The organism is Buttiauxella selenatireducens (assembly GCF_031432975.1).
In the GTDB taxonomy this organism is placed as follows: domain Bacteria; phylum Pseudomonadota; class Gammaproteobacteria; order Enterobacterales; family Enterobacteriaceae; genus Buttiauxella; species Buttiauxella selenatireducens.
The window spans coordinates 2,158,372-2,184,306 of the sequence record NZ_CP133838.1 but is presented as its reverse complement, the minus strand read 5'-3'; the positions used below and the strand labels follow the sequence as shown (position 1 = coordinate 2,184,306).

The 25,935-nt window shown below is 48.5% G+C and carries 29 protein-coding genes; 10 read left to right on the top strand and 19 right to left on the bottom strand.

Annotated elements, in window-relative coordinates; all coding sequences use genetic code 11:
* The first annotated feature begins 2 nt into the window (after positions 1–2).
* Entirely contained in the window at positions 3–575 is a 573-nt protein-coding gene (gene mntP, locus RHD99_RS10080; protein WP_309878658.1) for a manganese efflux pump MntP, read from the top strand.
* Here mntP and rlmA read toward each other — a convergent pair.
* The 7 genes from rlmA to mgrB form a co-directional block, all read right to left on the bottom strand.
* Positions 567–1,379, bottom strand: coding sequence for a 23S rRNA (guanine(745)-N(1))-methyltransferase (rlmA, locus tag RHD99_RS10075; RefSeq protein ID WP_309878657.1), 813 nt, complete (start codon positions 1,377–1,379; stop codon positions 567–569). The two genes, mntP and rlmA, sit on opposite strands and share 9 nt — an antisense overlap.
* Positions 1,380–1,442: 63 nt before the next feature.
* Positions 1,443–3,164 carry a peptidoglycan DD-transpeptidase FtsI2/PBP3(PARA) gene (gene ftsI2, locus RHD99_RS10070; protein WP_309879134.1) on the bottom strand — a complete coding sequence of 574 codons (1,722 nt, stop codon included), beginning with the start codon at positions 3,162–3,164 and terminating at the stop codon, positions 1,443–1,445.
* A 257-nt stretch (positions 3,165–3,421) separates the two neighbouring features.
* A complete protein-coding gene (cspE, locus tag RHD99_RS10065; RefSeq protein WP_001062678.1) occupies positions 3,422–3,631 on the bottom strand; it encodes a transcription antiterminator/RNA stability regulator CspE in 210 nt (69 codons plus the stop codon).
* 13 nt (positions 3,632–3,644) lie between these two features.
* Positions 3,645–3,788, bottom strand: a complete 144-nt coding sequence (locus RHD99_RS10060) for a DUF2627 domain-containing protein (protein ID WP_074388558.1) — start codon at positions 3,786–3,788, stop codon at positions 3,645–3,647.
* 531 nt (positions 3,789–4,319) lie between these two features.
* On the bottom strand, positions 4,320–5,321 hold the full coding sequence (locus RHD99_RS10055) for an MBL fold metallo-hydrolase (RefSeq protein WP_309878655.1): 1,002 nt from the start codon (positions 5,319–5,321) through the stop codon (positions 4,320–4,322).
* A gap of 37 nt (positions 5,322–5,358) precedes the next feature.
* The gene (locus tag RHD99_RS10050; RefSeq protein ID WP_183269537.1) at positions 5,359–5,646 is read right to left on the bottom strand and encodes a YebO family protein; all 288 of its coding nucleotides are present in this window, start codon (positions 5,644–5,646) and stop codon (positions 5,359–5,361) included.
* A 74-nt stretch (positions 5,647–5,720) separates the two neighbouring features.
* Positions 5,721–5,864 carry a PhoP/PhoQ regulatory lipoprotein MgrB gene (mgrB, locus tag RHD99_RS10045; protein WP_121815636.1) on the bottom strand — a complete coding sequence of 48 codons (144 nt, stop codon included), beginning with the start codon at positions 5,862–5,864 and terminating at the stop codon, positions 5,721–5,723.
* Positions 5,865–6,022: 158 nt separating this feature from the next.
* On the opposite strand from mgrB, the gene RHD99_RS10040 reads away from it, so the two are divergent.
* Positions 6,023–6,265: a YobH family protein gene (locus RHD99_RS10040; RefSeq protein ID WP_309878654.1), complete on the top strand. Its 243-nt coding sequence runs from the start codon at positions 6,023–6,025 to the stop codon at positions 6,263–6,265.
* Positions 6,266–6,307: 42 nt separating this feature from the next.
* Here the strand turns inward: RHD99_RS10040 and kdgR are convergent, their stop codons facing one another.
* A complete protein-coding gene (kdgR, locus tag RHD99_RS10035) occupies positions 6,308–7,099 on the bottom strand; it encodes a DNA-binding transcriptional regulator KdgR (RefSeq protein ID WP_183269539.1) in 792 nt (263 codons plus the stop codon).
* A 178-nt stretch (positions 7,100–7,277) separates the two neighbouring features.
* Between kdgR and RHD99_RS10030 the strand changes: the two genes are divergently transcribed.
* Positions 7,278–8,654: an MFS transporter gene (locus tag RHD99_RS10030; protein WP_309878652.1), complete on the top strand. Its 1,377-nt coding sequence runs from the start codon at positions 7,278–7,280 to the stop codon at positions 8,652–8,654.
* Positions 8,655–8,699: 45 nt separating this feature from the next.
* Here the strand turns inward: RHD99_RS10030 and htpX are convergent, their stop codons facing one another.
* The 4 genes from htpX to msrC all read right to left on the bottom strand — a co-directional run bounded on the left by htpX (position 8,700) and on the right by msrC (position 13,117).
* The gene (gene htpX, locus RHD99_RS10025) at positions 8,700–9,581 is read right to left on the bottom strand and encodes a protease HtpX (protein WP_183270264.1); all 882 of its coding nucleotides are present in this window, start codon (positions 9,579–9,581) and stop codon (positions 8,700–8,702) included.
* Between the two features lie 193 nt (positions 9,582–9,774).
* On the bottom strand, positions 9,775–11,823 hold the full coding sequence (gene prc / locus RHD99_RS10020; RefSeq protein ID WP_309878651.1) for a carboxy terminal-processing peptidase: 2,049 nt from the start codon (positions 11,821–11,823) through the stop codon (positions 9,775–9,777).
* A 20-nt stretch (positions 11,824–11,843) separates the two neighbouring features.
* Positions 11,844–12,524: an RNA chaperone ProQ gene (gene proQ, locus RHD99_RS10015; protein WP_309878650.1), complete on the bottom strand. Its 681-nt coding sequence runs from the start codon at positions 12,522–12,524 to the stop codon at positions 11,844–11,846.
* Positions 12,525–12,628: 104 nt separating this feature from the next.
* Complete coding sequence (gene msrC / locus RHD99_RS10010) at positions 12,629–13,117, bottom strand: free L-methionine (R)-S-oxide reductase MsrC (protein ID WP_309878649.1); 489 nt, start codon at positions 13,115–13,117, stop codon at positions 12,629–12,631.
* A gap of 172 nt (positions 13,118–13,289) precedes the next feature.
* On the opposite strand from msrC, the gene yebS reads away from it, so the two are divergent.
* From yebS to RHD99_RS09985, 5 genes are all read left to right on the top strand, one after another.
* Positions 13,290–14,534, top strand: coding sequence for a membrane integrity lipid transport subunit YebS (yebS, locus tag RHD99_RS10005; protein ID WP_309878648.1), 1,245 nt, complete (start codon positions 13,290–13,292; stop codon positions 14,532–14,534).
* Positions 14,503–17,136 carry a PqiB family protein gene (locus RHD99_RS10000; RefSeq protein ID WP_309878646.1) on the top strand — a complete coding sequence of 878 codons (2,634 nt, stop codon included), beginning with the start codon at positions 14,503–14,505 and terminating at the stop codon, positions 17,134–17,136. The genes yebS and RHD99_RS10000 overlap by 32 nt, the downstream gene beginning before the upstream one ends.
* A gap of 72 nt (positions 17,137–17,208) precedes the next feature.
* Positions 17,209–18,651: a 16S rRNA (cytosine(1407)-C(5))-methyltransferase RsmF gene (gene rsmF / locus RHD99_RS09995; RefSeq protein ID WP_309878645.1), complete on the top strand. Its 1,443-nt coding sequence runs from the start codon at positions 17,209–17,211 to the stop codon at positions 18,649–18,651.
* Positions 18,652–18,763: 112 nt separating this feature from the next.
* The gene (locus RHD99_RS09990; RefSeq protein ID WP_183269547.1) at positions 18,764–19,003 is read left to right on the top strand and encodes a YebV family protein; all 240 of its coding nucleotides are present in this window, start codon (positions 18,764–18,766) and stop codon (positions 19,001–19,003) included.
* A gap of 107 nt (positions 19,004–19,110) precedes the next feature.
* Positions 19,111–19,302, top strand: a complete 192-nt coding sequence (locus RHD99_RS09985) for a YdfD/YebW family protein (RefSeq protein ID WP_183269548.1) — start codon at positions 19,111–19,113, stop codon at positions 19,300–19,302.
* A gap of 1 nt (position 19,303) precedes the next feature.
* Here RHD99_RS09985 and RHD99_RS09980 read toward each other — a convergent pair whose 3' ends face one another.
* From RHD99_RS09980 to yobA, 7 genes are all read right to left on the bottom strand, one after another.
* The gene (locus tag RHD99_RS09980; protein ID WP_183269549.1) at positions 19,304–19,948 is read right to left on the bottom strand and encodes a metallophosphoesterase; all 645 of its coding nucleotides are present in this window, start codon (positions 19,946–19,948) and stop codon (positions 19,304–19,306) included.
* A 55-nt stretch (positions 19,949–20,003) separates the two neighbouring features.
* Positions 20,004–20,531, bottom strand: a complete 528-nt coding sequence (locus RHD99_RS09975; protein ID WP_309878644.1) for a GNAT family N-acetyltransferase — start codon at positions 20,529–20,531, stop codon at positions 20,004–20,006.
* Between the two features lie 693 nt (positions 20,532–21,224).
* On the bottom strand, positions 21,225–21,695 hold the full coding sequence (locus RHD99_RS09970; RefSeq protein ID WP_183269551.1) for an SRPBCC family protein: 471 nt from the start codon (positions 21,693–21,695) through the stop codon (positions 21,225–21,227).
* A 15-nt stretch (positions 21,696–21,710) separates the two neighbouring features.
* Entirely contained in the window at positions 21,711–22,388 is a 678-nt protein-coding gene (locus RHD99_RS09965) for a LolA family protein (RefSeq protein ID WP_309879133.1), read from the bottom strand.
* A gap of 654 nt (positions 22,389–23,042) precedes the next feature.
* Positions 23,043–23,384: a YebY family protein gene (locus RHD99_RS09960; protein WP_309878642.1), complete on the bottom strand. Its 342-nt coding sequence runs from the start codon at positions 23,382–23,384 to the stop codon at positions 23,043–23,045.
* 26 nt (positions 23,385–23,410) lie between these two features.
* Positions 23,411–24,283, bottom strand: a complete 873-nt coding sequence (gene copD / locus RHD99_RS09955) for a copper homeostasis membrane protein CopD (protein WP_309878641.1) — start codon at positions 24,281–24,283, stop codon at positions 23,411–23,413.
* A 5-nt stretch (positions 24,284–24,288) separates the two neighbouring features.
* A complete protein-coding gene (yobA, locus tag RHD99_RS09950) occupies positions 24,289–24,663 on the bottom strand; it encodes a CopC domain-containing protein YobA (RefSeq protein WP_183269555.1) in 375 nt (124 codons plus the stop codon).
* A 148-nt stretch (positions 24,664–24,811) separates the two neighbouring features.
* On the opposite strand from yobA, the gene RHD99_RS09945 reads away from it, so the two are divergent.
* Both RHD99_RS09945 and RHD99_RS09940 read left to right on the top strand, forming a co-directional pair.
* Positions 24,812–25,042, top strand: a complete 231-nt coding sequence (locus tag RHD99_RS09945) for a DNA polymerase III subunit theta (protein ID WP_309878640.1) — start codon at positions 24,812–24,814, stop codon at positions 25,040–25,042.
* A gap of 133 nt (positions 25,043–25,175) precedes the next feature.
* The gene (locus RHD99_RS09940; protein WP_309878638.1) at positions 25,176–25,907 is read left to right on the top strand and encodes a carbon-nitrogen hydrolase family protein; all 732 of its coding nucleotides are present in this window, start codon (positions 25,176–25,178) and stop codon (positions 25,905–25,907) included.
* Positions 25,908–25,935: the final 28 nt, after the last annotated feature.

Below are 25,935 nucleotides of genomic sequence, written 5' to 3'. Positions count from 1 at the left end.
GCATGAATCTCTCCGCTACAATTATTCTCGCTTTTGGCATGTCGATGGATGCTTTTGCTGCATCAATCGGGAAAGGTGCCTCGCTCCATAAACCTAAATTCTCTGAAGCCTTACGTACCGGTCTTATCTTTGGTGTAATCGAAACACTCACCCCACTTATCGGCTGGTGCCTGGGTCTTTTGGCAAACAAAGTCGTGCTGGAATGGAACCATTGGGTCGCCTTCATTTTGCTGGTATTTCTCGGCATCCGAATGATCTACGAAGGTGTGCGGGGTAACGATGATGAAGAAGCACCGAAACTGCAACGCCACGGTTTCTGGCTGCTAGTCACGACCGCAATTGCCACCAGCCTTGATGCGATGGCCGTGGGTGTGGGTCTTGCCTTCCTGCAAGTCAATATTATTGAAACCGCGTTGGCGATTGGCTGCGCGACCATGATCATGTCCACGCTGGGTATGATGCTGGGCCGCTTTATTGGCCCACTGCTTGGGAAGCGCGCCGAAATCCTCGGCGGCCTGGTGCTTATCGGGATTGGCTGCCAGATCCTGTACAGCCATTTCAGTACCTTAAGCTAAGGTTTCGCGTCGCCAGACGCGAACAACAAAATCCGTTTCGCAATTGAATGCCGTTTCAGCCGCTAAAGCTTGCCACACTTCCGGGCGTGCTCGCCAGGCAAACGGCGTCATTTGCAGCAAGGCAACCACTTCGCACCCTTGCAACGTCATCGTCCAGCCAATACTTTGCACATGTTCCACCACAAAGCCCGGCAAAGCTTCAGCTTCGCTGCTGTGTAGCATCACGTTGTCGTAGATTTGGCCTTTAAGCTGCATTAAATGGCGTGGGCCAGGTGTCGCGGTGATGACAATGCCACCGGGTTTTACAACGCGAGCAAGCTCTTCGGCTTTGCATGGTGCAAAAATTCGGACTACCGCATCCAGGCTATTATCTGCAAACGGCAAACGATGACTCGATGCGACGCAGAACTGTACCTGCGGATAACGTTTCGCTGCATAGCGAATCGCTATTTTGGCGACATCTAATCCCCATGTGGTGCCACTTTTTTTTGCGACAACCTGCGCAAAACCGGCTGTGTAATACCCTTCTCCACAACCAATATCCAGCAAGGTAACCGGAGCAGCTTGCTCAAGTTGCAGGCAAATAGCCTCGCGCAAAGGCTGGTAATGTCCGGCATCGAGAAATGCTCTACGCGCCTGCATCATTTCGCTGCTGTCACCTGGATCCTTAGAACGCTTATGCTGAACGGGCAGCAAATTCACGTACCCTTCTTTCGCTTTATCGAATTGATGGCCATCTGGGCAAAGAAAACTCTTCCCAACGGCTGCAAGCGGCGCATGACAAAGCGGGCAAAGATAGGACATGGGAACTCCAGGCAATAATAAAGGGCGCAAGTGTAACGCTAAACGCCCTGTTTCGAAAAGCCACTAACCGGCGGAGTTATCTGCGATGGGTTTATTTAACACCATTAAATTGGGGTCGCCCTCGGGTAAACCATCGGGTTTAATATTTTCCAGACGCAAGACTTCGCTCATAATCTGGCTAAATACCGGAGCCGAAACAGCCCCGCCATAGTAAGCACCATTTTCTGGATCGTTAATCACTACGACCAATGCAAAGCGCGGATTGCTGGCTGGCGCTACACCTGCGGTGTAAGCAATATATTTATTGATGTATTTACCGTCATCGCCAATCTTTTTGGCCGTACCTGTTTTTATCGCCACTCGATATCCGCGAACAGCCGCTTTCACACCGCCCCCACCCGGTAACGCCACGCTTTCCATCATATGTTCAACCTGATGAGCAATGACTTCCGGCATAACCCGTTGCCCAACGACAGGAGGATCAACGCGGGTAATCGACAGCGGTCTGGATATCCCATAGCTGCCGATGGTTGCGTAAACATGGGCGAGTTGTAGCGGTGTGACCATCAAACCGTAGCCGAAGGAAAAGGTTGCTCGATCCAGCTCTCCCCAGAATTTTCGATGCGGCAGAAAACCGCTGCTTTCACCCGTCAGACCCAGCCCTGTCGCTGAACCAAAGCCAAAGTTTTGATAAGTATCCAGTAGTTTTTGGATAGGCATTGCCAGAGAAAGACGTGATACCCCGGTGTCGCTCGATTTTTGCAAGATCCCCGTCAGAGTCAGCTGCGGATAAAAACCCACATCCCGAATGCGATGCCCGTCTATGGTATACGGATGGGTATCTACAACGCTGTCCGGTTGCACAATGCCTTGTTGCAACGCGGTCATAACGACCATGGGTTTGACGGTTGAACCGGGCTCAAAAGTGTCACTTATTGCCCGATTACGGAAATCGTTCAACGTAGCACCTTCACGGTTATTTGGGTTAAACGTCGGGCAACTTGCCATCGCCAGCACTTCACCGGTATTAACATCAAGGATGACCGCTGCGGCAGATTCGGCTTTATTCCATGATACCGCGTTGCTTAACGCATCCTCAGTCACCGTTTGCAGGCGCTCATCAATGCTTAGCATCAGGTTATGCGCGGGGCTTGCCGGATTTTCGGTAATATTTTCGATGACGTGGCCATGCCGGTCTTTGCGGACTAATCGCTCACCCGCCCTCCCTGTAAGCTGGCGGTTGAAACTCTTCTCAATGCCTTCAATGCCCTGGTCATCAATATTTGTAAAACCAAGCAAATTCGCCGCGACATGTCCCGCGGGATAAAAACGACGTGACTCATCGCGTAATGAGATCCCCGGCAGTTTTAAACTCTCAATATATTGAGCCTGTTGTGGGTCCAGTTGACGGGCAAGGTAGATAAACCGGTCGGAAGGATTACGTCGAATACGAGCGGCAATGTCATTAAGAGGCATATTCAGCGTCGTCGCAAGCGCCTGCCAGCGGCTATTCACTTGCACGCCACCTTTTTCCATCACCGTTTTGGGATCGGCCCAAATAGCTTTTACCGGTACGCTGACTGCCAATGGCCGGCCAGTGCGGTCTTCAATCATGCCACGAGGAACCACAATCGGTTCTTCACGTAGAGAACGCATATCTTCCTGCTTCACAAGATTATCTGGCGAGATGATTTGCAACCAGGCTACGCGCCCTAATAAAAACATCAGACACATAAAAATTGCGATGCAAAGTAGAGTAAAACGCCACTGAATAAAGTTACCCATGATTCCAGGGGCAATTTTTCTCACGTTCAATCCTTAACAACAACTAAGCGATTGAAAATTTAAACATAATGGTGAAATTAACCGGACAGGAACAGTGCTACAAGATGCGCTGCTTTGCTACAAAACATAACTGAGTACGAGTTGTAGAAACATATAGAAAAGGAGTGATCAGATTTCAAACATGAAAAAGCCCCGCTACAAGAGCGGGGCTTTCATCAAAATTTGGCGTTATTCGCGCCAGGTCTAATTCTACGGAATTAGATAGCAGTTACGTTAACTGCTGCTGGGCCTTTCTGGCCGTCCTGGATTTCGAACTCAACGTTCTGGCCTTCAGCCAGAGTTTTGAAGCCGTTACCCTGGATTGCAGAGAAGTGTACGAACACGTCTTTGCTGCCGTCAGCAGGAGTAATGAAACCAAAACCTTTAGACTCGTTGAACCACTTAACTTGACCTTTAATCTTTGCCATTTTGCAAAATTCCTTAGATTGTTTTCTTTGCCCGAAGGCATAACTTAGCTAAAACAGAGACATTACTGCATGAGGCACTAATATAAGGCTCGGCAGAGAAGCGGTATTCAACGTCAACGTGTTTACTCAGAACTTCTTTACTGAAAATGCCACACATAAACAGAACTGTACCTCGTTTAACCCAAAGTGTTATCACATACAACGCAATCAATGGCAAGCCATTTTTCGGTGTGTATCGATCTGTCGCACAGATTCTGAAACTCATATTGTTCACGAATATGAAATGCACAAAATGTGCATAAAATTAACAGCGAACAAATGTGACTCAGAGCCTACTGCCGACGACCGTAGACAACATTTTTACCATAGCCCAAACCTATCTATTCGTCCAGACGAAGTGCGAAAAAGACGACATAGTAGACATTATCTTTATGATTTTTTTAGCATAGCTATTCAAAAAACGAGCAATATCGTACATCTCAAGAAAAATCAAAATAGGAGAATGAAATAGATCGATTGCCAGAATGAATAAAGCTTGAGCAGTAAGCTATTTATATTGCACCAAAATAATGAACGTTTAATGACACCCTGCTTCACTAAGAGGCAATAAAAACGTTTCGCTATATTAGTCATATAAAATAATTATCTTAGCTTGTCACATATAACACTTTAACTTTCTGGATAATATTTAAACTATTATTTTAAGTAAGGGTAAACTTTGACCAATACGGAGAGGTGCGAAGAACCGGCTTTGGTCATCATTGTTATCCAGAGCTTGCAACAACTCTTGTGGCGGCATATCCAGTGATTCATCGGCCAGCTCAAACACCCCCCAGTGGATAGGAACCGCAAAAGGTCTGTTTAATTGCTGCCATAGCGCAACTGCCTGCTGCGGATCCATATGATGGCTACTCATAAACCAGCGTGGTGAATAGGCGCCAATCGGAATCATCGCAACATCTAAAGGGCCTCTGCTAAGTGCGATGTCTGCCAGACTTGCGGTATAGCCGGTATCACCACTAAACCAAACTCGTAAACTCTCGCATTCGATTATCCAGCCGCACCATAAACTGCGATTACGATCCCAGAACGAACGCATGCTCCAGTGTTGCGCAGGCACTGCGGTGAATGTCATCAACTGCCAGCTATAACTCTGCCCCCAATCCAACTCAGTCACACAGCGAATTCCTCGGCGGAGAAACCATTGCTTTAGCCCCAGTGGGACAAAGAAACGTGTCTGTGGAAAACGACAGGCAATCTGGCGAACGGTAGCACTGTCCAGATGATCATAATGATTATGCGAAATCAGAACCGCATCGAGTTGGTGCAATTCATTGATGCGTAATGGAGGGGGAGTCTTACGTTGTGGGCCGGCAAAAGAGAGCGGCGAGGCTCGCCGGGAAAAGACAGGGTCAGTCAGTAAATATCGGCCATTGATGCGCAACATGACGGTTGCATGGCCTAGCCACCATACACGGTTGTCGTGCCCTTTGAGTTCAGCCTTTTGCCACCACTTTTTAATGAAGGTTGCATAGCCCCCATCAGGTGGATGGGGCAATCCCTGTTCTTTCCGCTCTCTTCGCCAACGCTCAACATCACCCGATTTCCGTAAGTGAGGTTCCAGATTACGAAAACCGTCAATCTGATGATGAGATTTTAGGGGATCAAACCAGGGATTCTTCCAACGCATGAGTCACTCCATAGCGACACAAACGTGTGTGTCAGGATTAACGTTCAGCCACCAGACGAATAAAATCATCGTCCTGCGCGTCTTCTTCCTTAATCTCTTGCGGTTCTTCCTTCACGACTTCCGGTTCATTGGCTTCACACAAACGGCGTAGCAACGCATTTTGTCGTTTCTGTTGATCCAATAACTCTTCAAGCAGTTCGATCTGCTCATTACTACGACTACTCGCACGGTTAACAAAAAACCACATTACGAGGCCGATAACCAGCACCACCAGGGAAACTGTCAGGGACACGATATTCAACGCGCCAACACTTAATTCGTTCATCTTACCACCTCAGTAAAACGCGCTATTCTACACCTGCCGCGCCTTAAGGTAAGCATCATGCGGATAAAAAGAGTCTACCAGGGAATAAATTTGTTAATCGTGCAGATGCCGCTGAAAAATTGTACATCTTGATCGCACATCACGTTGACCATCTGAGTCCAGAGTAGCAAGCAGACGAAAAAAACTGCAACTAAGATGAACCACCTGTACTTTTTCACTCCATTCTCCACATTATAAGTTCTTGTAGATAAGTCTGGCATAAGCAACCTAAACCAGGCATCACTCAACACATATATTCTTTCAGAATCATCATATTGATACCTGAACGTTACCCGCTACGCTAAACACTCTAATAAAGTAATAATAAGAGGTATTTATGCATATTGTGATCCGCACTTTTCTTGTCATCGTGCTGCTGTGGATCGGTTTGCTGCTCTCAGGGTACGGCGTGCTGATTGGGAGCCATCAAAATGCAGCGGGTTTAGGGCTGCAATGCAAGTATCTCACTGCACGAAATATTACTACTGCGCAATTCATTCATAGTGAGAGCGGGATTATCGGACTCAGCGATTGCCCTGTATTGCGTAAAAGTGGCAAAGTGATTGATGACGGGCAGTAGAAAAACGAAGGAAAAAACGCCGCATTTAAGCGGCGTTTTTTATCAGAATGGATATTCGTGGTAACCCATTTGCACAGAGATTGTCCGTGCAGCGTCGTGCAACATCGCGACATATTCATGAAGACGATCTTCAGAAAAACGCAGCGTCGGGAAAGAAATACTTAAACCCGCAATCACTACGCCAAAGCGGTCAAATACAGGAACGCCGATGCAGCGCAATCCTTCTTCTTGTTCTTCGTTATCTTCGCCATAACCTTGCTTGCGAACAGTATCCAGAACATCTAACAATTCGTCAGTGCTGGTAATGGTACGTTCAGTGCTGCGGGTGTATTCCACTTCAGCAAGAATTTCACGGACTTCTTCACGATCGCGCCATGCCAGAAGCACTTTACCAATTGCGGTACTGTACAGCGGGTTACGACGACCAATGCGCGAGTACATACGCAAGTTGTACATTGAGTCAATCTTGTGGATATAGACAATACTGTCTTCATCCAACGCACCCAGGTGGATTGTCTCTTTTGTCAGACGCGACAGTTCGCGCATCTGGATGTCTGCACTACGAATCAAATCAACGTTTTGCAACGCACGTGCGCCAAGCTCGAACAGCTTCAGCGTAAGCGAGTATTTCTCAGACTCACCTTCCTGAGCAACATAACCCAGAGATTTCATTGTCTGTAAAAAGCGATAGACGGTGCTTTTTGACATCATTACGCGTTGCGATAATTCAGTAATACCAATTTCGCGTTCTTCGCCAAGAGCCTGTAAAATGCCAAAAACTTTCAGGACAGAAGAGACAGAATCAGGTTGTTTATCCAGATCTGCGATTGCCATTAAATCACCTCGATCGCATTTGTTTTATAAAAATCAGAACTGGTTTTTAGTATAAATTGACTACCATGTCATCGCAACGGATCTGTTCTATTTCGTTACGAATCTGCGACATATCCCGTAAATTTAGTGCTATTATTATTTCTCCCCGAATATAGCCTCCGTGAAGCCTTACTTTCCTATGGATAAAACTCTTGCTGATGGGCTGCCATTACCGCTGCGCTATGGGGCTATTTTAGCCATTGCGCTAGGTATTACCATGGCAGTGCTTGATGGTGTCATCGCAAACGTCGCCCTTCCCACCATTGCCCGAGAACTCAATGCCAGCCCGGCAGAGTCCATCTGGATTGTGAACAGTTACCAAATTGCGATAATTATTTCGTTACTATCAATGTCATTCCTGGGTGATATTTTTGGCTATCGACGGGTATATCAGTGCGGGTTGATTCTATTTTGTGTGACTTCCCTTTTTTGCGCCTTATCGAATTCGTTACCCATGCTGACATTTGCTCGCGTATTGCAGGGGTTTGGCGGCGCGGCATTAATGAGCGTTAATACCGCACTTATTCGGCTTATTTATCCGCAAAAATACCTTGGTCGCGGCATGGGAATTAACTCGTTTATTGTTGCTGTTTCATCAGCTGCAGGGCCAACAATTGCCGCTGCCATTCTTTCCGTTGCTTCATGGAAATGGTTGTTTTTGATTAACGTGCCGATTGGCATCGTAGCACTCTTACTGTCTTTGCGTTTCCTACCGCCAAATCAACAAAAATCACAGGGCCAACGCTTTGATATTCCAAGCGCCATCATGAATGCCTTAACGTTTGGCTTGCTCATCTCTGCAATCAGTGGCTTTGCCCAGGGGCAGGCAGGGTGGCTTATTCTCTCTGAATTGTTGGCCTTAGTCGTCATTGGCTTCTTCTTTATCCGTCGCCAGTTGCAGCTGCCTTTCCCATTGCTACCTGTGGATTTATTGCGTATCCCCGTATTCTCATTATCTATGGGAACCTCAGTCTGTTCCTTTGCCGCACAAATGTTAGCGATGGTTTCGCTCCCCTTCTTTTTGCAATCAGCCTTGGGCCGCAGTGAAGTTGAAACGGGGCTGCTTCTCACTCCGTGGCCAATCGCAACAATGATAATGGCCCCAATCGCGGGTCATTTAATAGAGCGGGTGCACGCCGGGTTGCTTGGTGGTATTGGGTTGGCTGTGATGGCGTTTGGTTTGTTTGCTCTGGCGCTATTGCCGCATAACCCAACTGATATCGATATTATCTGGCGCATGTTGTTATGCGGTGCGGGTTTTGGCCTGTTCCAGTCACCGAATAACCACACCATTATTTCTTCTGCGCCACGCCATCGCAGCGGTGGCGCCAGCGGCATGTTGGGCACGGCAAGGTTATTAGGTCAGAGCTGTGGTGCAGCCCTGGTGGCGTTGATGTTCAACCTTTTCACCACTCACGGAACACACGCCTCTTTGTTACTGGCCGGTAGTTTTGCCACCGTTGCGGCCATCATTAGCAGTTTACGGATATCACAAACCGCTGCTTCACAGGCATAAAAAAAGCGTGCCAGCGATGGCACGCTTTTTTATTACCGCTCACGACTACTTAAGGTATTCGCCGTTACGCAGCGCTTCAATACGTTTGTCCAACGGTGGGTGAGTCATGAACAATTCGCTCATGGACTTCGCCTTACCATTAATACAAAACGCCATCATGCTGCTAGCTTCTTGCGGTTCATAGCTGGTTTTCAGACGCTGCAACGCGGCAATCATTTTTTCACGACCGACCAATTTGGCAGATCCGGCATCAGCATGGAATTCACGGTGACGTGAGAACCACATGGTGATGATGCTCGCCAGAATACCGAACACCAACTCCAGTACCGTCGCAATCGCAAAATAGACAAACGGGTTACCGTTGCTGCTTTCACCTTCATCCCGGTTACCTGACAGGAAGCCAGAAGCCACCTGCGCGATGATACGGGAAATGAAGATAACGAAGGTGTTCACCACACCTTGAATCAGCGTCATCGTGACCATGTCGCCGTTCGCGATATGGCTAATTTCGTGAGCAATAACCGCTTCTGCTTCGTCACGGCTCATATTTTGCAACAGACCCGTACTCACCGCGACCAGTGAGGCATTACGGCGTGCACCGGTTGCAAAGGCGTTAATATCCGGCGCATGGTAAACCGCCACCTGTGGCATGGCGATACCCGCCTGCTGTGACTGCTGACGAACCGTTTCCATCAGCCAGCGCTCAGTTTCGTTACGTGGCTGCTCAATCACTTCCCCACCAACTGAACGTAATGCCATCCATTTGGACATCAGCAACGAGATGATTGAACCACCAAAGCCAAACAACACCGCCATGATCATCAGACCCTGCACGCTGCTCGACTGGATCCCCGTCAGGCTTAGCACGAGCCCGAAAACGACCATGACTGCAAGGTTGGTCAACAGGAAAAGCCCGATACGCATCATAATTTTCTTTTTACCTCGGTTAAAAATACGCATTCTGCGTTACCCCACATCGTAGGGGCAAGCTTGCTATTTTCAAGCATTCATCGCGACCAAGTCGTTAATAATACATAACTTTACATTCAAGAAGAGATTGGTTTACGCGGCTTGATAGAGGTAAAAAAAACAGGCACAAAAATTTGTGCCTGTTGGGGAGTTACTTAGCAGGAGTCGGCTGCTCGGAGGATTTATCTTGCTGCATTTTTGCAAGATCCAGCGCGATATGAACCGTTTCATCGAGATAAGGATCAGGTTCTTGATAATCCTTTGGTAAGTCATCCAGTTTCTTCAATGGCGCTTTACCTTCTCTTTTGTAGCGATCGTTTATACGAGCCAGACGCGTCGCATCATCTTCCTGGTTTTCTTTCTCACGTTGAGCAAGATTCAGAGAGACAATATTGCGCTTCTCTTTCAGGGCATTGAAACGAGCAATGTCCTTCATGATGTACTGGAACTCAGGATCGGCTGCAATTCTGTCCTGGTGCAGTTTAAGCAGTTGCGGCTCAAACGGAGTCAGATCGCCTGACTTGACGTAAGTTGCGGCATTAATGCTATCCCATGGGAGCGCATTATCTTCGAACTTCTCGCCAGTTTCGGTCTCTTCAGTGCCGGTTGGCATCAAGACATCTGGCGTAACACCTTTACGTTGAGTACTTCCGCCATTAATGCGGTAGAACTTCTGGATGGTGTATTGCACAGAGCCTAAAGCAGGCCACTCAGGGCGCAGCATCTGGTCATAAATACGGTTCAGTGAACGATATTGCTGAACAGTGCCTTTACCAAAGGTCGGCTCACCGACAATCAGCGCACGGCCATAATCCTGCATCGCTGCGGCGAAAATCTCAGATGCTGAAGCACTAAAACGGTCAACCATGACAACCAGTGGACCTTTGTAATACACAACACCATCGGTATCGCTGTCTTCACGCACTTTACCGTTGTTATCACGAACCTGAACGACTGGGCCACCAGGAATAAACAGGCCAGAAAGTGAGACGGCTTCGGTCAATGCACCGCCACCGTTAGAACGCAGATCGATGATCACGCTCTTCACGTTCTGTTTTTCCATCTTCTGCAACTGGACTTTGACGTCATCCGTCAAACCAACATAGAAGCCCGGAATATCCAGCACGCCGACTTTATCTTTGCCGACCGTTTTAATGGTGAGTTTGACCGCACGATCTTCAAGACGAATACGTTCACGCGTTAACGTGACGACACGTGTTTTCGTCCCTTTGCCAGCAGGTAAGACTTCCAGACGAACCTTGCTGCCTTTTGGTCCTTTGATCAGCGCAACCACATCATCAAGACGCCAGCCAATCACATCGACCATGGCTTTGCCGGTTTGGCCTACGCCAACAATACGATCACCGACGGTAATCGCTTTGCTTTTCGCCGCCGGGCCACCCGCAACCATCGAGTTGATAACGGTATAGTCGTCATCCATTTGCAGCACCGCACCAATACCTTCCAGAGACAAACTCATCTCCGTATTGAATTGCTCGGTATTGCGTGGTGACAAATAGTTGGTATGCGGATCGATTTCGTGGGCAAAAGCGGTCATTGCCAGTGAGAAAACATCTTCGCTGTTGGACTGCGCCAGTCGACGAATCGCAAACTGATAGCGTTTGGTTAGCGTTTCACGAATTTCCTGATCGGTTTTACCGGTCAGCTTTAAGCTCAACTCGTCAAACTTAACTTTGCTGTCCCACAGGGTGTTTAACTCTGCAACGCTTGCAGGCCACGGCGATTTGCTGCGATCCACATTGAAGGTGTCATTGCCGGTGAAATCCATCGGCTTTTCCAGCACCTTCAGCGCGTATTGATAACGTTCAAAACGACGCGTCTGGGCCAGATTGTAAAGATCGTAAAATACGTCCAGTTTGCCGGTGCGCAATTCATCGCCAATCTGTTTTTTCCGCGACACAAACTGCTCAACGTCGCTGGCGAGCAGTACGTTGTGGCTAAAGTCGAGGAGATTGAGATAGCGATCGAAAATTTTTGCGGAAAAATTTTCATCCAGATCAAACTGACGATAATGCGAACGAGTGAAGCGTGAAGTTACACGCTCACTCACCGTAGCATGCTGCGTCTCTTCCTTTAACTGCGGGATTTGATCAGCGCGCGTTATGTTTTCGACGGCCAGTGCGCTACCTGCAAGAAACAACAGACTAGCGACAGCCGTACGCTTAAAGAGTTTGTTCATGCCCGGGTCTGGCCTCCGTTTCAGAACTGCAAGTGTTCTGCGCGTACGATCATTGCCATACCAGAAGTTAGCTGTACACGGACGCCATCTTTGGTAATTTCCAGTACGGTGGCATCCATCGCGTTATTACCCGCTTTGACTTTGATTGCCTGACCCACCTGCAAAGCAGAAATGTCCGTAACCGGAGTGCGTTTTTCTTCACGCGGAGCCTGAGGAGCCGGTTTTTCAGCACGTGGTTTACGCTCTGTTGACTCTGGACGACGCGGAGCAGGACGAGGCTTGCGATCACGACGAGGTTTTTCGGTAACGGTTTCACCGTTAGCCGCTGCCGCTTCGCGTTTTTTCGCTTGCTGTTCTGCACGCTGTGCCTGAACACGAGCTTTTGCTTCTTCAAGCTGCTTACGAGCATGCTCAACGTGCTGCTCATCGAGTTCACCACATGGGTTACCGTCGAGATCAACACGGGTCGCGCCGACTTTGATACCGTACAGGTAGCGCCAGCTTGAAGTATAAAGACGTAACGCGGAACGAAGTTGAGTTTTACTGAGGCTCATCTCCCCTTCAACGCGTGCGACTAAGTCCTGGAAGATACCAATCTTCAGGGGGCGGGCTTCACCTTCAGCGCTAAAGCACTGTGGGAAACGCTCTGCCAAAAAGGCGATGACTTCTTTGCTACTATTCAACTTAGGTTGATTTTCCATGAAATTTCCTGATTACAACGGAATTGCCAACAATCCGCAGGCATGAACAGGCGACATTATAATGACGCTATCAGCAAATGCCACGTTATCCGTTGTTTATCATGCTATCGAGTGAAGAATTTTTTAAAATCCGTGTCGGCAAGCGTCAGCGAAAGCTGCGTTACCAGTTTAGATAAGCCGAGTTGGTCTTCTGGTGTAAAGCGACCAAACTCAGTGCTATCAATGTCCAGAACCCCGATTAATTCGCCATTTACTGTTAATGGCAGAACAATTTCGGAATTGCTGGCAGCGTCACAAGCGATGTGACCATCAAAAGCATGCACATCTTCAACGCGCTGAATGCTATGGGTGGATACCGCTATACCGCATACGCCTTTACCGACCGGAATGCGCACACAAGCAATTTTCCCCTGAAAAGGCCCCAAAACCAGCGTGTCGCCTTCCAGTAAATAGAACCCTGCCCAGTTAACGCCTTCAAGACGTTCAAACAACAATGCGCTGGTATTTGCCAACGTTGCCAGAAAACTTGTTTCACCTGCCATTAACGCACTGAAATCGCGGTTCAGGTCCGCGTAAAATTGTTCTTTGTTCATTGATTAACCATAGTCTGTTGTCTTACTTAACTGCATAGCATAGTAAAATAAGCATTAAATGCGTTATGCCACAAGGTGTATCATTCCATGAATTAATATACGCTTAACGAATATTTAGTTTTCCGATGAGATGCACCAATGCGCCAACGGTATTCCCTGCATACGATGACACATGAAAATACACGCTATTAGCCATGCTGTACCGCAGGCACGTTATCAGCGTTGCCCCCAATGCGATACACTTTTCTCATTACCGTTGGTTAAATCGTCACAGAGCGCGTATTGCCCGCGTTGTGACGCAAAAGTGTTCCATGGCCGCGACTGGTCACTCACGCGTCTGGCGGCGATGGCGATTGCGATGTTGTTACTGATGCCCGTTGCCTTTTCGGAACCACTGGTCCGTATCTATTTATTAGGTACACGCATCGATGCCAACCTGTTTCAGGGTATCTGGCAGATGACCAGCCAGGGCGATCCCCTGACGGCCGCAATGGTCATGTTTTGTGCCGTAGGAGCTCCCGCCACGCTTGTCGCCGGTATTATCTATCTCTATTTCGGTAATATTCTGGGGATGAACTTACGCCCGGTGTTACTGATGCTGGAGAAGCTCAAAGAATGGGTCATGCTCGATATTTATCTGGTCGCCATCGGCGTGGCCTGTATCAAAGTCAGAGAATTCGCATTCATCCAGCCAGGCCTGGGTTTAGTGGCGTTTATCGCGCTTGTCGTGTTGAGCTTATTAACCCTGATTCACTTGAACGTGGAACAACTGTGGTCGCGATTCTATCCACAACGCCCTCCTCGTGCCTGGAATGCGCAACTGCGCGTGTGCCTCGCTTGCAATTTCACTGGTGTGCCGGATAAACGCGGGCGTTGTCCCCGTTGCCATGTGCCATTACGAGTACGCCGTCGCCATAGCTTGCAAAAATCGTGGGCGGCATTAATCGGCTCGTTAATTTTTTTACTGCCCGCCAACTTGTTGCCGATTTCCATTCTCTACGTCAATGGCTCGCGCCAGGAGGACACCATCCTTTCTGGTATTATTTCCCTTGGTAACAGTAATGTTGCCGTGGCAGCAGTGGTCTTCATTGCCAGTATCCTGGTGCCTTTCACCAAAGTTATCGTGTTGATTTCATTGCTGATAAGCATTCATTTCAAATGCGAGCGAGGGCTTAGAACACGCATAGTATTGCTACGCTTTATTACCTGGATTGGCCGCTGGTCTATCCTCGATCTCTTTGTTATTTCGCTTACGATGTCGCTGGTTAATCGCGATCAGTTATTGGCATTCACTATGGGACCGGCTGCGTTTTATTTTGGCGCAGCGGTTATTTTAACTATTCTTGCAGTTGAATGGCTGGATAGCCGACTACTTTGGGACGCACATGAGTCAGGAAATGCCCGCTTCACCGACTGAAGCGCGAATTAAAACTAAACGCCGAATTTCGCCCTTCTGGTTGTTGCCAATTATCGCCTTAATGATTGCCAGTTGGCTCATCTGGTCGACCTGGGAAGAACGCGGCACCACAGCGACCATTGATTTCCTTTCAGCCGACGGCATTGTGGCCGGGCGAACACCTGTACGTTATCAAGGCGTAGAAGTGGGTACGGTGCAAAGCATCAGTCTCAGCAAAGACTTGCGCAAAATAGAAGTGACAGTCAGTGTCAAAAGCGACATGAAGGATGCATTACGCGAAGATACCCAGTTTTGGTTGGTGACACCCAAAGCGTCACTGGCGGGTGTTTCCGGTCTTGATGCACTGGTTGGCGGTAACTATATCGGCATGATGCCGGGCAAAGGTAAACCGCAAGAACACTTTACCGCGTTAGATACCCAGCCAAGATACCGCCTTAATAATGGCGAGCTGATGATTCATCTTCATGCGCCGGACTTAGGCTCGCTCAATAGCGGCTCGCTGGTTTATTACCGCAAAATTCCGGTGGGTCGGGTGTATGACTACACCATTAACAACAATAACCAGGGCGTAACCATTGATGTACTGATTGACCGTCGATTCACTAAACTGGTGAAAAAAGGCAGCCGATTCTGGAACGTATCGGGTGTTAAGGCCGATTTCAGCCTCTCCGGTGCTCAGGTTCAGCTAGAAAGCCTCGCGGCCTTAGTGAACGGTGCAATTGCCTTTGACTCCCCGGAACACTCCGCCGAGGCCAAAGCAGAAGATGAATTCGGTCTGTATGAAGATCTGGCACACAGCCAGCGCGGCGTCATCATCGATCTGGATTTGCCTAACGGTAGCGGTTTAAAAGCTGGCTCGACGGCGCTGATGTATCAGGGCCTGGAAGTGGGTACGCTGACTAAGCTCACCCTCAATCCTGGTAGCACGGTGACCGGCCAAATGACCGTTGACCCGAGTGTCGTCAACCTGATGCGCACTGGAACGCGCATTGAGTTACGCAACCCTAAAATCTCGCTCAGCAATCCCAATCTCAGCAGCCTGTTAACCGGCAGTACCTTTGAATTGGTGCCGGGAGAAGGTGAACCGCAAAATCATTTTGTGGTATTCGCAAGCGATAAAACGCCGCTGCAACAACCGAACGTTCTGACGCTAAACCTGACAGCCCCTGAAAGTTACGGTATTGATGCGGGTCAACCGATTATTCTCCATGGCGTGCAAGTGGGGCAAATTCTTGAACGCACCCTGTCTGCCAAAGGCGTCACCTTCTCAGCCGCCATTGAGTCCGAATATCGCAAGCTGATTCAGGGCGACAGTAAATTCGTCGTCAACAGCCGTTTTGATGTCAAAGTCGGTATCGACGGTGTCGAATTTTTGGGAGCCAGCGCCGGCGAATGGGTGAATGGCGGAATCAGGATTATTCCGGGCAACAAAGGCGAAATGAAAAAGAGTTATCCGCTTTACGCCAACCTGGAAAAAGCCGTAGAAAATAGCCTGAGCGACCTGCCGACAACAACATTGACGCTAACCGCCGCCAGCCTGCCAGATATTCAAGCCGGCTCCGTGGTGCTGTACCGTAAATTCCAGGTCGGCGAGATTATTAGTGTGCGTCCGCGCGCCAATAGTTTTGATATCGACGTGAATATCAAGCCGGAATACCGCAATCTGCTGACGGCCAACAGCGTGTTTTGGGCTGAAGGCGGCGCACGTGTACAACTCAACGGCAGTGGTTTGACAGTACAAGCCTCTCCACTTTCTCGTGCTCTTAAAGGGGCGATCAGCTTTGACAACCTCAGTGGCGCAAGTGTCGGCCAGAAAAAGGGTGACAAACGCATGCTGTACGCGTCCGAAACGGCTGCACGTGCCGTCGGTAGTCAGATTTTGTTGCACACCTTTGATGCCGGGAAACTGTCTGCGGGCATGCCGATTCGCTACCTGGGAATTGACATTGGGCAACTTGAGTCTCTGAATCTTACGCAATCGCGTAGCGAGGTCGAAGCTAAAGCCGTGCTCTATCCAGAGTTTGTGGACACGTTTGCTCGTAACGGCACTCGCTTCTCCGTTGTGACGCCGAAAATTTCAGCCTCAGGTGTGGACAATCTCGACACCATTCTTCAGCCATATATCAACGTTGAACCAGGACGTGGCGCGCCACGGCGTGACTTCGAGTTGCAGGAAACCTCTATCACCGACTCGCGTTACTCCGACGGCCTGAGCATTGTGCTGGAAGTACCTGAAGCGGGTGCGTTAAGCATTGGTACGCCTGTTCTGTTCCGTGGTGTGGAAGTCGGGACAGTGACCGGTTTAACGCTCGGCAATCTTTCTGACCGCGTCATGGTCGGTTTGCGAATCAGTAAGCGCTTCCAGCATTTGGTGCGCGATAGCTCGGTGTTCTGGCTTGCGTCGGGTTACAGCCTTGATTTTGGCCTGACAGGCGGTGTCGTAAAAACCGGCACCTTCAGTCAGTTCATTCGTGGCGGTATCGCATTCGCAACGCCGCCAGGCACACCACTGGCACCAAAAGCCGAAACCGGTAAACACTTCTTGCTCGAGGAAAGTGAACCGAAAGAATGGCGCCAATGGGGCACTGCGCTGCCACGTTAACACCAGCGCCCCGGTTTCTCGCCGGGGCGTTTGTGCTACACTGCGCCCTTCTCTTTTTTCTGGACTTCCTTCGTGGCTCATTCTCAAAACGCCTTTCTCCCGCAAGCCTTTCTTGATGTTATTCGCGATGCACTCCCGGCAGATCAAACGCTCGAAAGTTTTATCGATTATTGCCAGCGTCCCCTGCGCCGCAGTCTGCGCGTTAATACACTCAAGATTTCGGTCAGCGATTTTCTTGACCTTGTCGCCCCTTATGACTGGCATCTGACGCCCGTTCCGTGGTGTGCAGAAGGATTCTGGATTGAGCGGGATGACGAAGAAAGTTTGCCTCTTGGCTCCACGGCGGAGCATTTAAGCGGCCTGTTTTACATTCAGGAAGCCAGTTCCATGTTGCCGGTTGCCGCCCTGTTTGCTGACGATAATCATCCGGAACGCATTATGGATGTCGCCGCAGCACCCGGTTCAAAAACCACGCAAATTGCTGCGCGCATGGGCAATCACGGCGCGATCCTCGCCAACGAATATTCCGCCAGCCGGGTGAAAGTACTGCACGCCAATATTAGCCGTTGCGGAATCAGCAACGTCGCGCTGACCCATTTTGATGGCAGAGTCTTTGGCGCAGCCCTACCGGAGTGCTTTGATGCGATATTGCTCGATGCGCCTTGCTCAGGCGAAGGTGTGGTGCGCAAAGATCCGGACGCGCTACGTAACTGGACGCCCGAAAGCACCTCGAGTATCGCTGATACACAACGTGAACTGATCGCCAGCGCATTTCATGCACTTCGTCCTGGCGGCACACTGATTTACTCCACATGCACATTAAACCGCGAAGAAAATCAGCAAATTTGCCAATGGTTGCTTGATGAGTGGCCTGATGCAGTCGAAATCGCGCCGCTTAACGATTTGTTCCCAGAGGCAGGAAAAGCCATTACGGCTGAAGGCTATCTGCATGTTTTCCCACAAATTTATGATTGCGAAGGTTTTTTCGTTGCACGACTGCGTAAAACATCATCAGTCGATGCCCTGCCAGCTCCGGGGTACAAAGTGGGTAACTTCCCGTTTAGCCCTCTGCATGGCAAACAAGCGGCTGAAGTCACCGCTGCCGCCAAAAAATCAGGAATCAGCTGGCAAGATGACCAACAGCTCTGGCAGCGCGATAAAGAAATTTGGTTATTCCCAAAAGAGATTATTTCTTTAATCGGCAAGGTTCGCTTTTCGCGAATTGGCTTGCGCCTGGCAGAGCAGTACAACAAAGGATACCGTTGGCAGCACGAAGCCATTATCGCGCTGGTGCCCGGTGATTCCCCACTGGCATTTGCTCTTACTGAATTTGAGGCCGATGAATGGTATCACGGGCGCGATATTTATCCTGACGTGACACCGTCACTTAATGAGGTCATTGTTACCTGGCAAGGCCAACCCCTTGGTCTGGCTAGAAAGGTGGGATCGCGGCTGAAAAACAGCTACCCGCGTGAACTGGTTCGGGATGGAAAGCTGTTCGCGTCAAAGAACTGAAACACAAAAATATCGTCGCCATGTGATTTGCAGTTTTTGTACGTTTGTCTACGCTCTATTGTGGGAGGCCTCACTGGTCATACCACACATACCCAGACCCAAGGAGAGCGAGATGACGAAAACCAGCGTACGAATAGGCATCTTCGAAATTGATGATGCAGAATTACATGGCGAGCAACAAGGGGACCGAACGTTGAGTATCCCTTGCAAATCTGACCCTGACCTGTGCATGCAACTTGATGCCTGGGATGATGAAACCAGCATTCCCGCCGTCCTTGATGGCGAACATTCAGTCCTCTATCGTCAACGTTACGACCAAAAATCTGACGCCTGGGTCATGCGCCTTGCATGATTCAAATGAACCCGTCGCTCAGGCGGGTTAATTAATCGGTCCCGATTATCACTTCTTCCCATGACATCCCCTACAATTAAGCCAAACGGGGCAACTCTGAGGCATTAATGTTTGCGTTAGTTTTATTTGTTTGTTACCTGGACGGTGACTGCGAAGATATTGTGGTCGAGGTGTTTAACACCGAACAGCAATGTGTGGTGGCTATGGATGACCAGCGGATACGCTCTGGTGGATGCTTCCCGATAGAAGACTTTATCGATGGCTTCTGGCGCCCGGCTCAAGAATACCGTTCGTTGTAAATTACTGTACCTGCACCATGGTTAATTTGTTACCAAACACCGCGCCCGTATCAATGTAGTACTGGTTGTGAAAATGACCGGCCTCCTTGAGCGGCGTATGGCCGAAATAGAACTCATCTGCCCCATCAATATCTTCACCTCGACCCTGTAAATTTTTATTGAGTCGATCGCGGCTCCAGACCAGCAAATGCTCATCTACTGGCTGATTCCAACTGTAATGTGAGGCTGGATAATCTGCATGCGCGATGACCAGCGTCTTACCGTGAGTATGAAGCTCAATGACTAACGGCAATTCGCGACAGTGTTGCAAAGCCTGTTGCACACTTTGCTGGTGTGGTGCGTCTAACTCCCGATACCAGTCGCCACCGTTCATCTGCCAGAGCATCCCCTCACCTTCATCCAGCGCTTCCAGAGCCATCGCTTCATGATTGCCCTTCACAGCTTTAAACCATTTGCTGCCAAGCAAAGCCAGGCAACCGGGGCTATTTGCTCCCCGGTCAATAAGATCGCCCACCGAGATAACAAGATCCTGGTGATAATCAAAATGCTGGAGTTTGAGTTGGCTGATTAGCTCAGTAAGGCAGCCGTGTAGATCCCCGACAATAAACACATGCCGCCAGTTCTCACCGTCAATTCGCTGATACATGCTGACCCCACACTGATTATTTATTGCTCAATTATAAACCAGTGTGCGGCAATGGTTAGCGGGTCTGGCGAATGAACATTTTTATCTGCTTGCCGTGGTACTCAACGTTATGTTCAAACTGGAAGCCAAATCGCTCGGCGAGGTGGATGGAACGATGGTTATCATCATCAATAATGCAGCAAGTCGGCGTGGTCAATTTACGGTCAGCCCAGTCTAAAATCGCGCCTAATGCTTCCTGCGCATAACCCATACCGTGTACGGCAGGGATAAGCGACCACCCTGCTTCGGGAAGTTCAAGTGCTGGAGTGAGTTCACGTTTAGCATCCTGAAACCCAAAAGAACCCACGTAGCGTTCAGTCTCTTTTTCAAAAACCGCCCAGTAGCCATAACCGAGGGCCTGCCAGTGACCGATGTAACGCAGCAATCTTGCCCATGTCATTTCCGGCCCTTGTGGTTGGCCTCCACCGATAAACTTCACCATCTCCGGGTCAGCCCAACAGGCGGCTAACGCCGGGAAATCTGCCAGCGTAAAATGTCGCAGATTTAAACGCTCTGTCTCCAGACGTGGTGCTTCATTAACCATGCTCACTTCCTTCTAAGTCATTTTTGGCGAATCATTTTTTTATTGATTCTGCCGTTATACCGCTCACGAAACAATAAGCGCAATGAAAGGAAAGTTTTCTGAGACGGGTAAGAAAAACTGAGTCTGAGATCAAAATAGAAAAGGCTGCAAATCTGCAGCCTTTAGAGAGGTGATACGAGTTATCTGGTAAAATTTTGTCGCTTCTTCAAGCGTTTAAATACGGCTTACACCTAAGAGTATCGTGGCAACAAGTTACACCACCCACTCCACCAGTTTACTATTGAGGATCAGTTTCAAACTTTCTGGCACCTCCGTTTCACTCTGGAACTAGCACTAATGTAGCAGTCCTAAATTTTAAAAAGTAACGGCAGATTCACAGTTTTGTCATTTTCTGGTCAAAACAACTTGTTTAACCTTGCGCATTGATCAGGCTATGTCGTTCAGGTGCTCACGGAAGTCGCTGTGGCAGACACAACTTCCATCTAAATTGTCGATTGATACCTATTATTCAAAAACACTGTTAGTAGGATCCCAACATAAAAGCCCTGATAATACTGACCTATTTCCTTAGAGGGTTTTGGTAATAAATTAGAATATGGTTTAGTTGTAGCCAAAAATGCAGATGAAATGGTGAGTTGGCTCATCTCATTGATATGTTTTAACTGCGTTAAAGGTTGGCACTGGTTTACCGAATCAATACACTTCGACATGTGTACCTAATTTGCGGGCTAAACCTTTCGCTCCATCACGCATCACCATATGGTGGTTCCAACGGAAAACGGGTGCCGCCAGCGGAGCGAGATAATTCATCCATCGGGTGTTAGTCCGGATATTCCAGTCATACCTGACGATAGTGTCCACCCCATTGTTTGAAAAAGACCAAACTCCCCGCCCTTCCACCTCGCCACTGGCTTCCCCTTCCAAAAGGCAAAAAGGCGTAATATTTAATACATGAATATCAAAGGTTATTCGATAAGGGAGTACACCTTTCCACGTATAACGATGCAAGGCACCAATTCCCTGAATATCACCTTTCTTTAACTCAATAATCTGCTCCAGACTTCCCCACCATTCGGGCCAAAGATCTGGATGGCATAAAATATCCCACACCTCCTGGATAGAAGCTTCAACTCGCCAGATAGTGGAAAACTTATACTCGGCCATAGAGCAAGGCTCCCATTAAGGTGCGAAAAAATCAGGAGGAAAATGGATGTTGATAACCATTCCATCCATTAAGACGGTTTCCAACATATTTCCACGCAGTGCGTAACTGACTACTTTGGCAGGGAATCCGTATTGCTTATCTAACCAAATTTCATATTGATGAACACCATCGACTGTCTTTCCCGCGGGACCAACCACGGATAAATGTAATGTCGATTTCCCCGCAATAACCTCTTCACCGATGGGGGTTGTTATCCCCCCATGTTGCAGGCTACGAATATTATTCAACAAAACGCTAAAATCTGAACGATCCACCCGATGACCATTCCCATCTTGTATCAATGAATCTGTTGGCGACAGGTTCAAAACAGGAATTGTTCCCACTCCGAATGGCCACAATTTAACTTTGCCATTGACCGGGTTATAGATTAGGACCGCACCGGAATGTGGAGTGGTAAAATCCATCCGTACATAACCAGGTTTCCGGTAGCTATAGCGGATGATTTTAGTTCCATCCTGAGATGACACGGAACGCACCGTCACCTGGTAAGATTGAATTTGTTCGAAATGTTGCAAGGAGAGAATGACAGGATCCGTAGTGGTTGAATTCTGCGAAAAAGCAGATGGCACAGTGCTCTTGTCCGCTCCGTACGCAGTATCGTTAAAGCTAAAGATAAGTAATGTTGCAAGCATTACGGCAAAAGAGACTAAGTCGCTAATGGTCGTCTCCTGCATTGAAATAGTCAGTACAGGTTGTCCCGGGAATATAATCAGTATGTCGGATAATATCTAAAAGTGTATGGAACAGCCTATATAGTCACTTCTGCTAAAGAAATTTACCTGGAGTGCACCAAAACGGACACATGCCTGGTCCGTAGATTTTATGAAGCAGAACACGGGAAGGAATTTACTCAGAAACTTTTAGACCTTCAGTCCCAAAAAATGACTGAAAAGTATTTGGATTCGAGGAAAAAGGAGTTTATGTTGTTATGAGTCTGTTACGCGAAACCCAAAAGACCAAATTTTAGTTTTCGAACAATTTTCAGTCTTTTTCGGACAGGGTTGTCTAAGTGGTTGTTTGTATGACAGATAAAAAAAGACCGAATACGATTCCTATATTCGGTCCAGGGAAATGGCTCTTGGGAGAGAGCCGTGCGCTAAAAGTTGGCATTAATGCAGGCAGACTTCGCCTTGCCTTCTAAGAATAGATTACCGGCGCAGCTTTTCCAGTCGGGCGCTAAAGTGTTCGAAAAAAAACTGTGTTACAGGTGACGTTTTAGACAAAAACCGCAATATCCGGGCCTCGGGGATTGCGGTTTTTTATTACACATCAATACGTTAGAAGTTTTAGTCACATAACTTCGCGGCGCGCTCAATAAATGGAGTAAGACTCATTTTTTGCCCTGGTTTTTTCGGATCATCTATCTGAATCACAGAGATTGGCTGCCCGGTCGTTTTGCCACTCGCCACTTGCTGCTGCGCAATATCATTGAGTGGGTATTGCATCAATGTGCTTGGGTTGATCGCAAACAGCGCATGACCCGCGCGACAACTCAACATCACCTCTTCTCGGTTAAACGCCCAGTTATCTTTGCCTATTTCAAAACGGCTCACGGTGATAATTTGCGGTGCGGCAAACGCACTGCTCGCACAAGCCAGCAACAACAACGTCAAAATGCTTTTTTTCATGAATATCTCTTGAGCTAATAATGTCTTCAGTACGGTTCCCAGGTAGCGAAAATGCTAACAGCAAGGATGACTGCCATCGACAAAATGATTTCCAGCCAGGTTAACTGGATAAACTGTTTTGTTGCCGTTGGTGAGCGATTGAATCGCGGCACCAAAAAATAGCGGTTATACAATGCGATGATAACCATCACGGCTACAAAGACAACCTTCACCAACAAGAAGCGTACATAGCCGCTTTCCAGCGGTAATGACCATCCCAAAATCATCAGGCTGTTGATCAATCCGCTCAGCAACACCGCAGCAACCGCCAGATGCCCATAACGGGAAAAACGCATCATCGCGATAATAGCGGCTCCCCGCCAGCGAGGTTTTCTTGCCATGCGCATGCACATAATCAGCGGAAGTAACCCTCCCACCCACCAGCCCGCGCCCAATAAATGCACGGCATGGTTTAGTCGCTGCACACCACCGTAGAATCCTTCGCGCATCGCAGCATGCCCAACACCTGCCAGTAAAATAAGTTGAGCGGCAGCAAAAAGCAGCATCATTGATTGTAAGTTGCGCGGTTTTAAGAGCAGAACGACAACCGTCACCACGCCAAGTAAAATTTGCCATATCCAGACTGAACCAAAACGCGTGCCAAGCACGGCTAGCCAAATCTCCGGATTAATGGTGTCCGGCCATCCACTGCCCATCATTCCTGCCTGAGCACAAAGCAGCAATACACCACTGAGCATTGCCAACCAGACAGCAGATTGCCACAACCATTTCAGGCGGCGGATGAGGACTGGCTGAAATGACTGTGGCGCCAGAACTGAACATGAAATGGTGCTGCCAAGCAGCACCATAAGGGCGGAAAAATGAATAAATCGCAGCGCGATATAGAAAGAAGGCAGCATCCGGGTTATTTCACCGAGAACTGATATTTCCCTTTAGTCTTATGTCCATCGACCGACACGACATGCCAGTCAACCAGATAGTCGCCCGGTTTCAGCGCTTCTTCAATCGGGATAATAAGTTGCTTATCGTCTTTTTCGTTACGTTTCGCCTTACCGGTTTTAACCGTGGCTTGCTGTGGCCCGGTCAGCGCGATTCCGCTAAAATTGGCCTCAACACCTTCAGAGAAATTGAGGGTAATTGCCTGCGGCGAAGCGGTTACCGCAGCATCAGCCGCAGGATATTGATGCTGTAAATGCGCATGGGCAAAAACTGAACCGGAAACGGTCAGCGCCGACAGGAGTGTAGCAAGGGTAAAAAGACGAGATCGAGTGAAAGCCATATCAACTATTCCTTTTTCTTATTCCAGACGGCAAAAGGATAACCTCGAGCCCTGGTTAAGTCGAGATGAGAACGGCTATCAATAAATGTAAAGACTTGTCATCAACTTCATCTGCAAGTACCTTTGCGACACAAAACAGGAGACCAATATGAATCACAATCTTGCTGAGTTACCCCAGGACGAAATGGATAAGATCAATGTGGATCTTGCAGCGGCTGGCGTGGCTTTTAAGGAACGCTACAATATGCCGGTGATTGCCGAAGTGGTCGAACGTGAACAACCAGCCCATCTGCGCGATTGGTTCAGAGAACGCTTAATTGCGCATCGTCTGGCGTCAGTTACTCTGTCACGACTTCCTTATGAACCGAAGGTGAAATAAATATACACACCCATAAATTTCCTTACATAAATGGTGTTAAGATTTTTCTTGTTTATACGAGCTATATACACAGGAAATACCTGTTGCGGCCATAGGATGATGGCCGTTGGGTAGATTGATTAAGGAAGACCATATGCCTGTCTGGAATGTTGCTGCGGCGCAGTACGGCGCCACACCCGATGACCTCGAATCGAATATCTCACATCACTTAGACTTTATTCGTTGTGCCGTTCGTGAACAGATTGATCTCCTTATTTTTCCCGAACTATCCCTCACCGGTTTCAAACTAGAAAATCTTTCCGACTGTGCTCTACCCTTCACTGATGAACGCCTCAATCCTCTACAAAATGCTGCCATTGAACACAAAATGACCATTGTCGTGGGTTTACCTCTGCGTTGTGAAAATGGTGTTTCTCCCGGTTCTGTGGGCTTTTTGCCGGATGGTTCACGTGTTGCATGCTGCAAACCCCTTTCTCACGATATTGATCTGCCGGGCCAGCACACACCACTGGTTGGTTTGCATAATCGTAGCGTTGCGATGGGATTTAGTACCGGCAGCGATGAAGAAACCTGGCCGCGAAGTGCTGCTGAAATGGGCGCGAGCCTATACGCCACCGGTAAGTTCATCAACGAAATCAGTTATCAATTCGACGAGATGTATCTGCAACGTTGGGCGCGGAAATACAATTTGCCCGTGTTGCTGGCTAATCATGCATTTTCGACCGGAAAATACCGTTCCGCTGGACGCAGTGCCTGTTGGGACGATCGCGGGGAATTAGTGGTTCGTGCCGATCATGGCGAATTACTTGCTGTTGGTCGACGTGATGAGAAAGGTTGGCATGGAGAAATCATTCCATTACGCTAGCGCGTTAACGAAACCTGCGAAGTTCTGA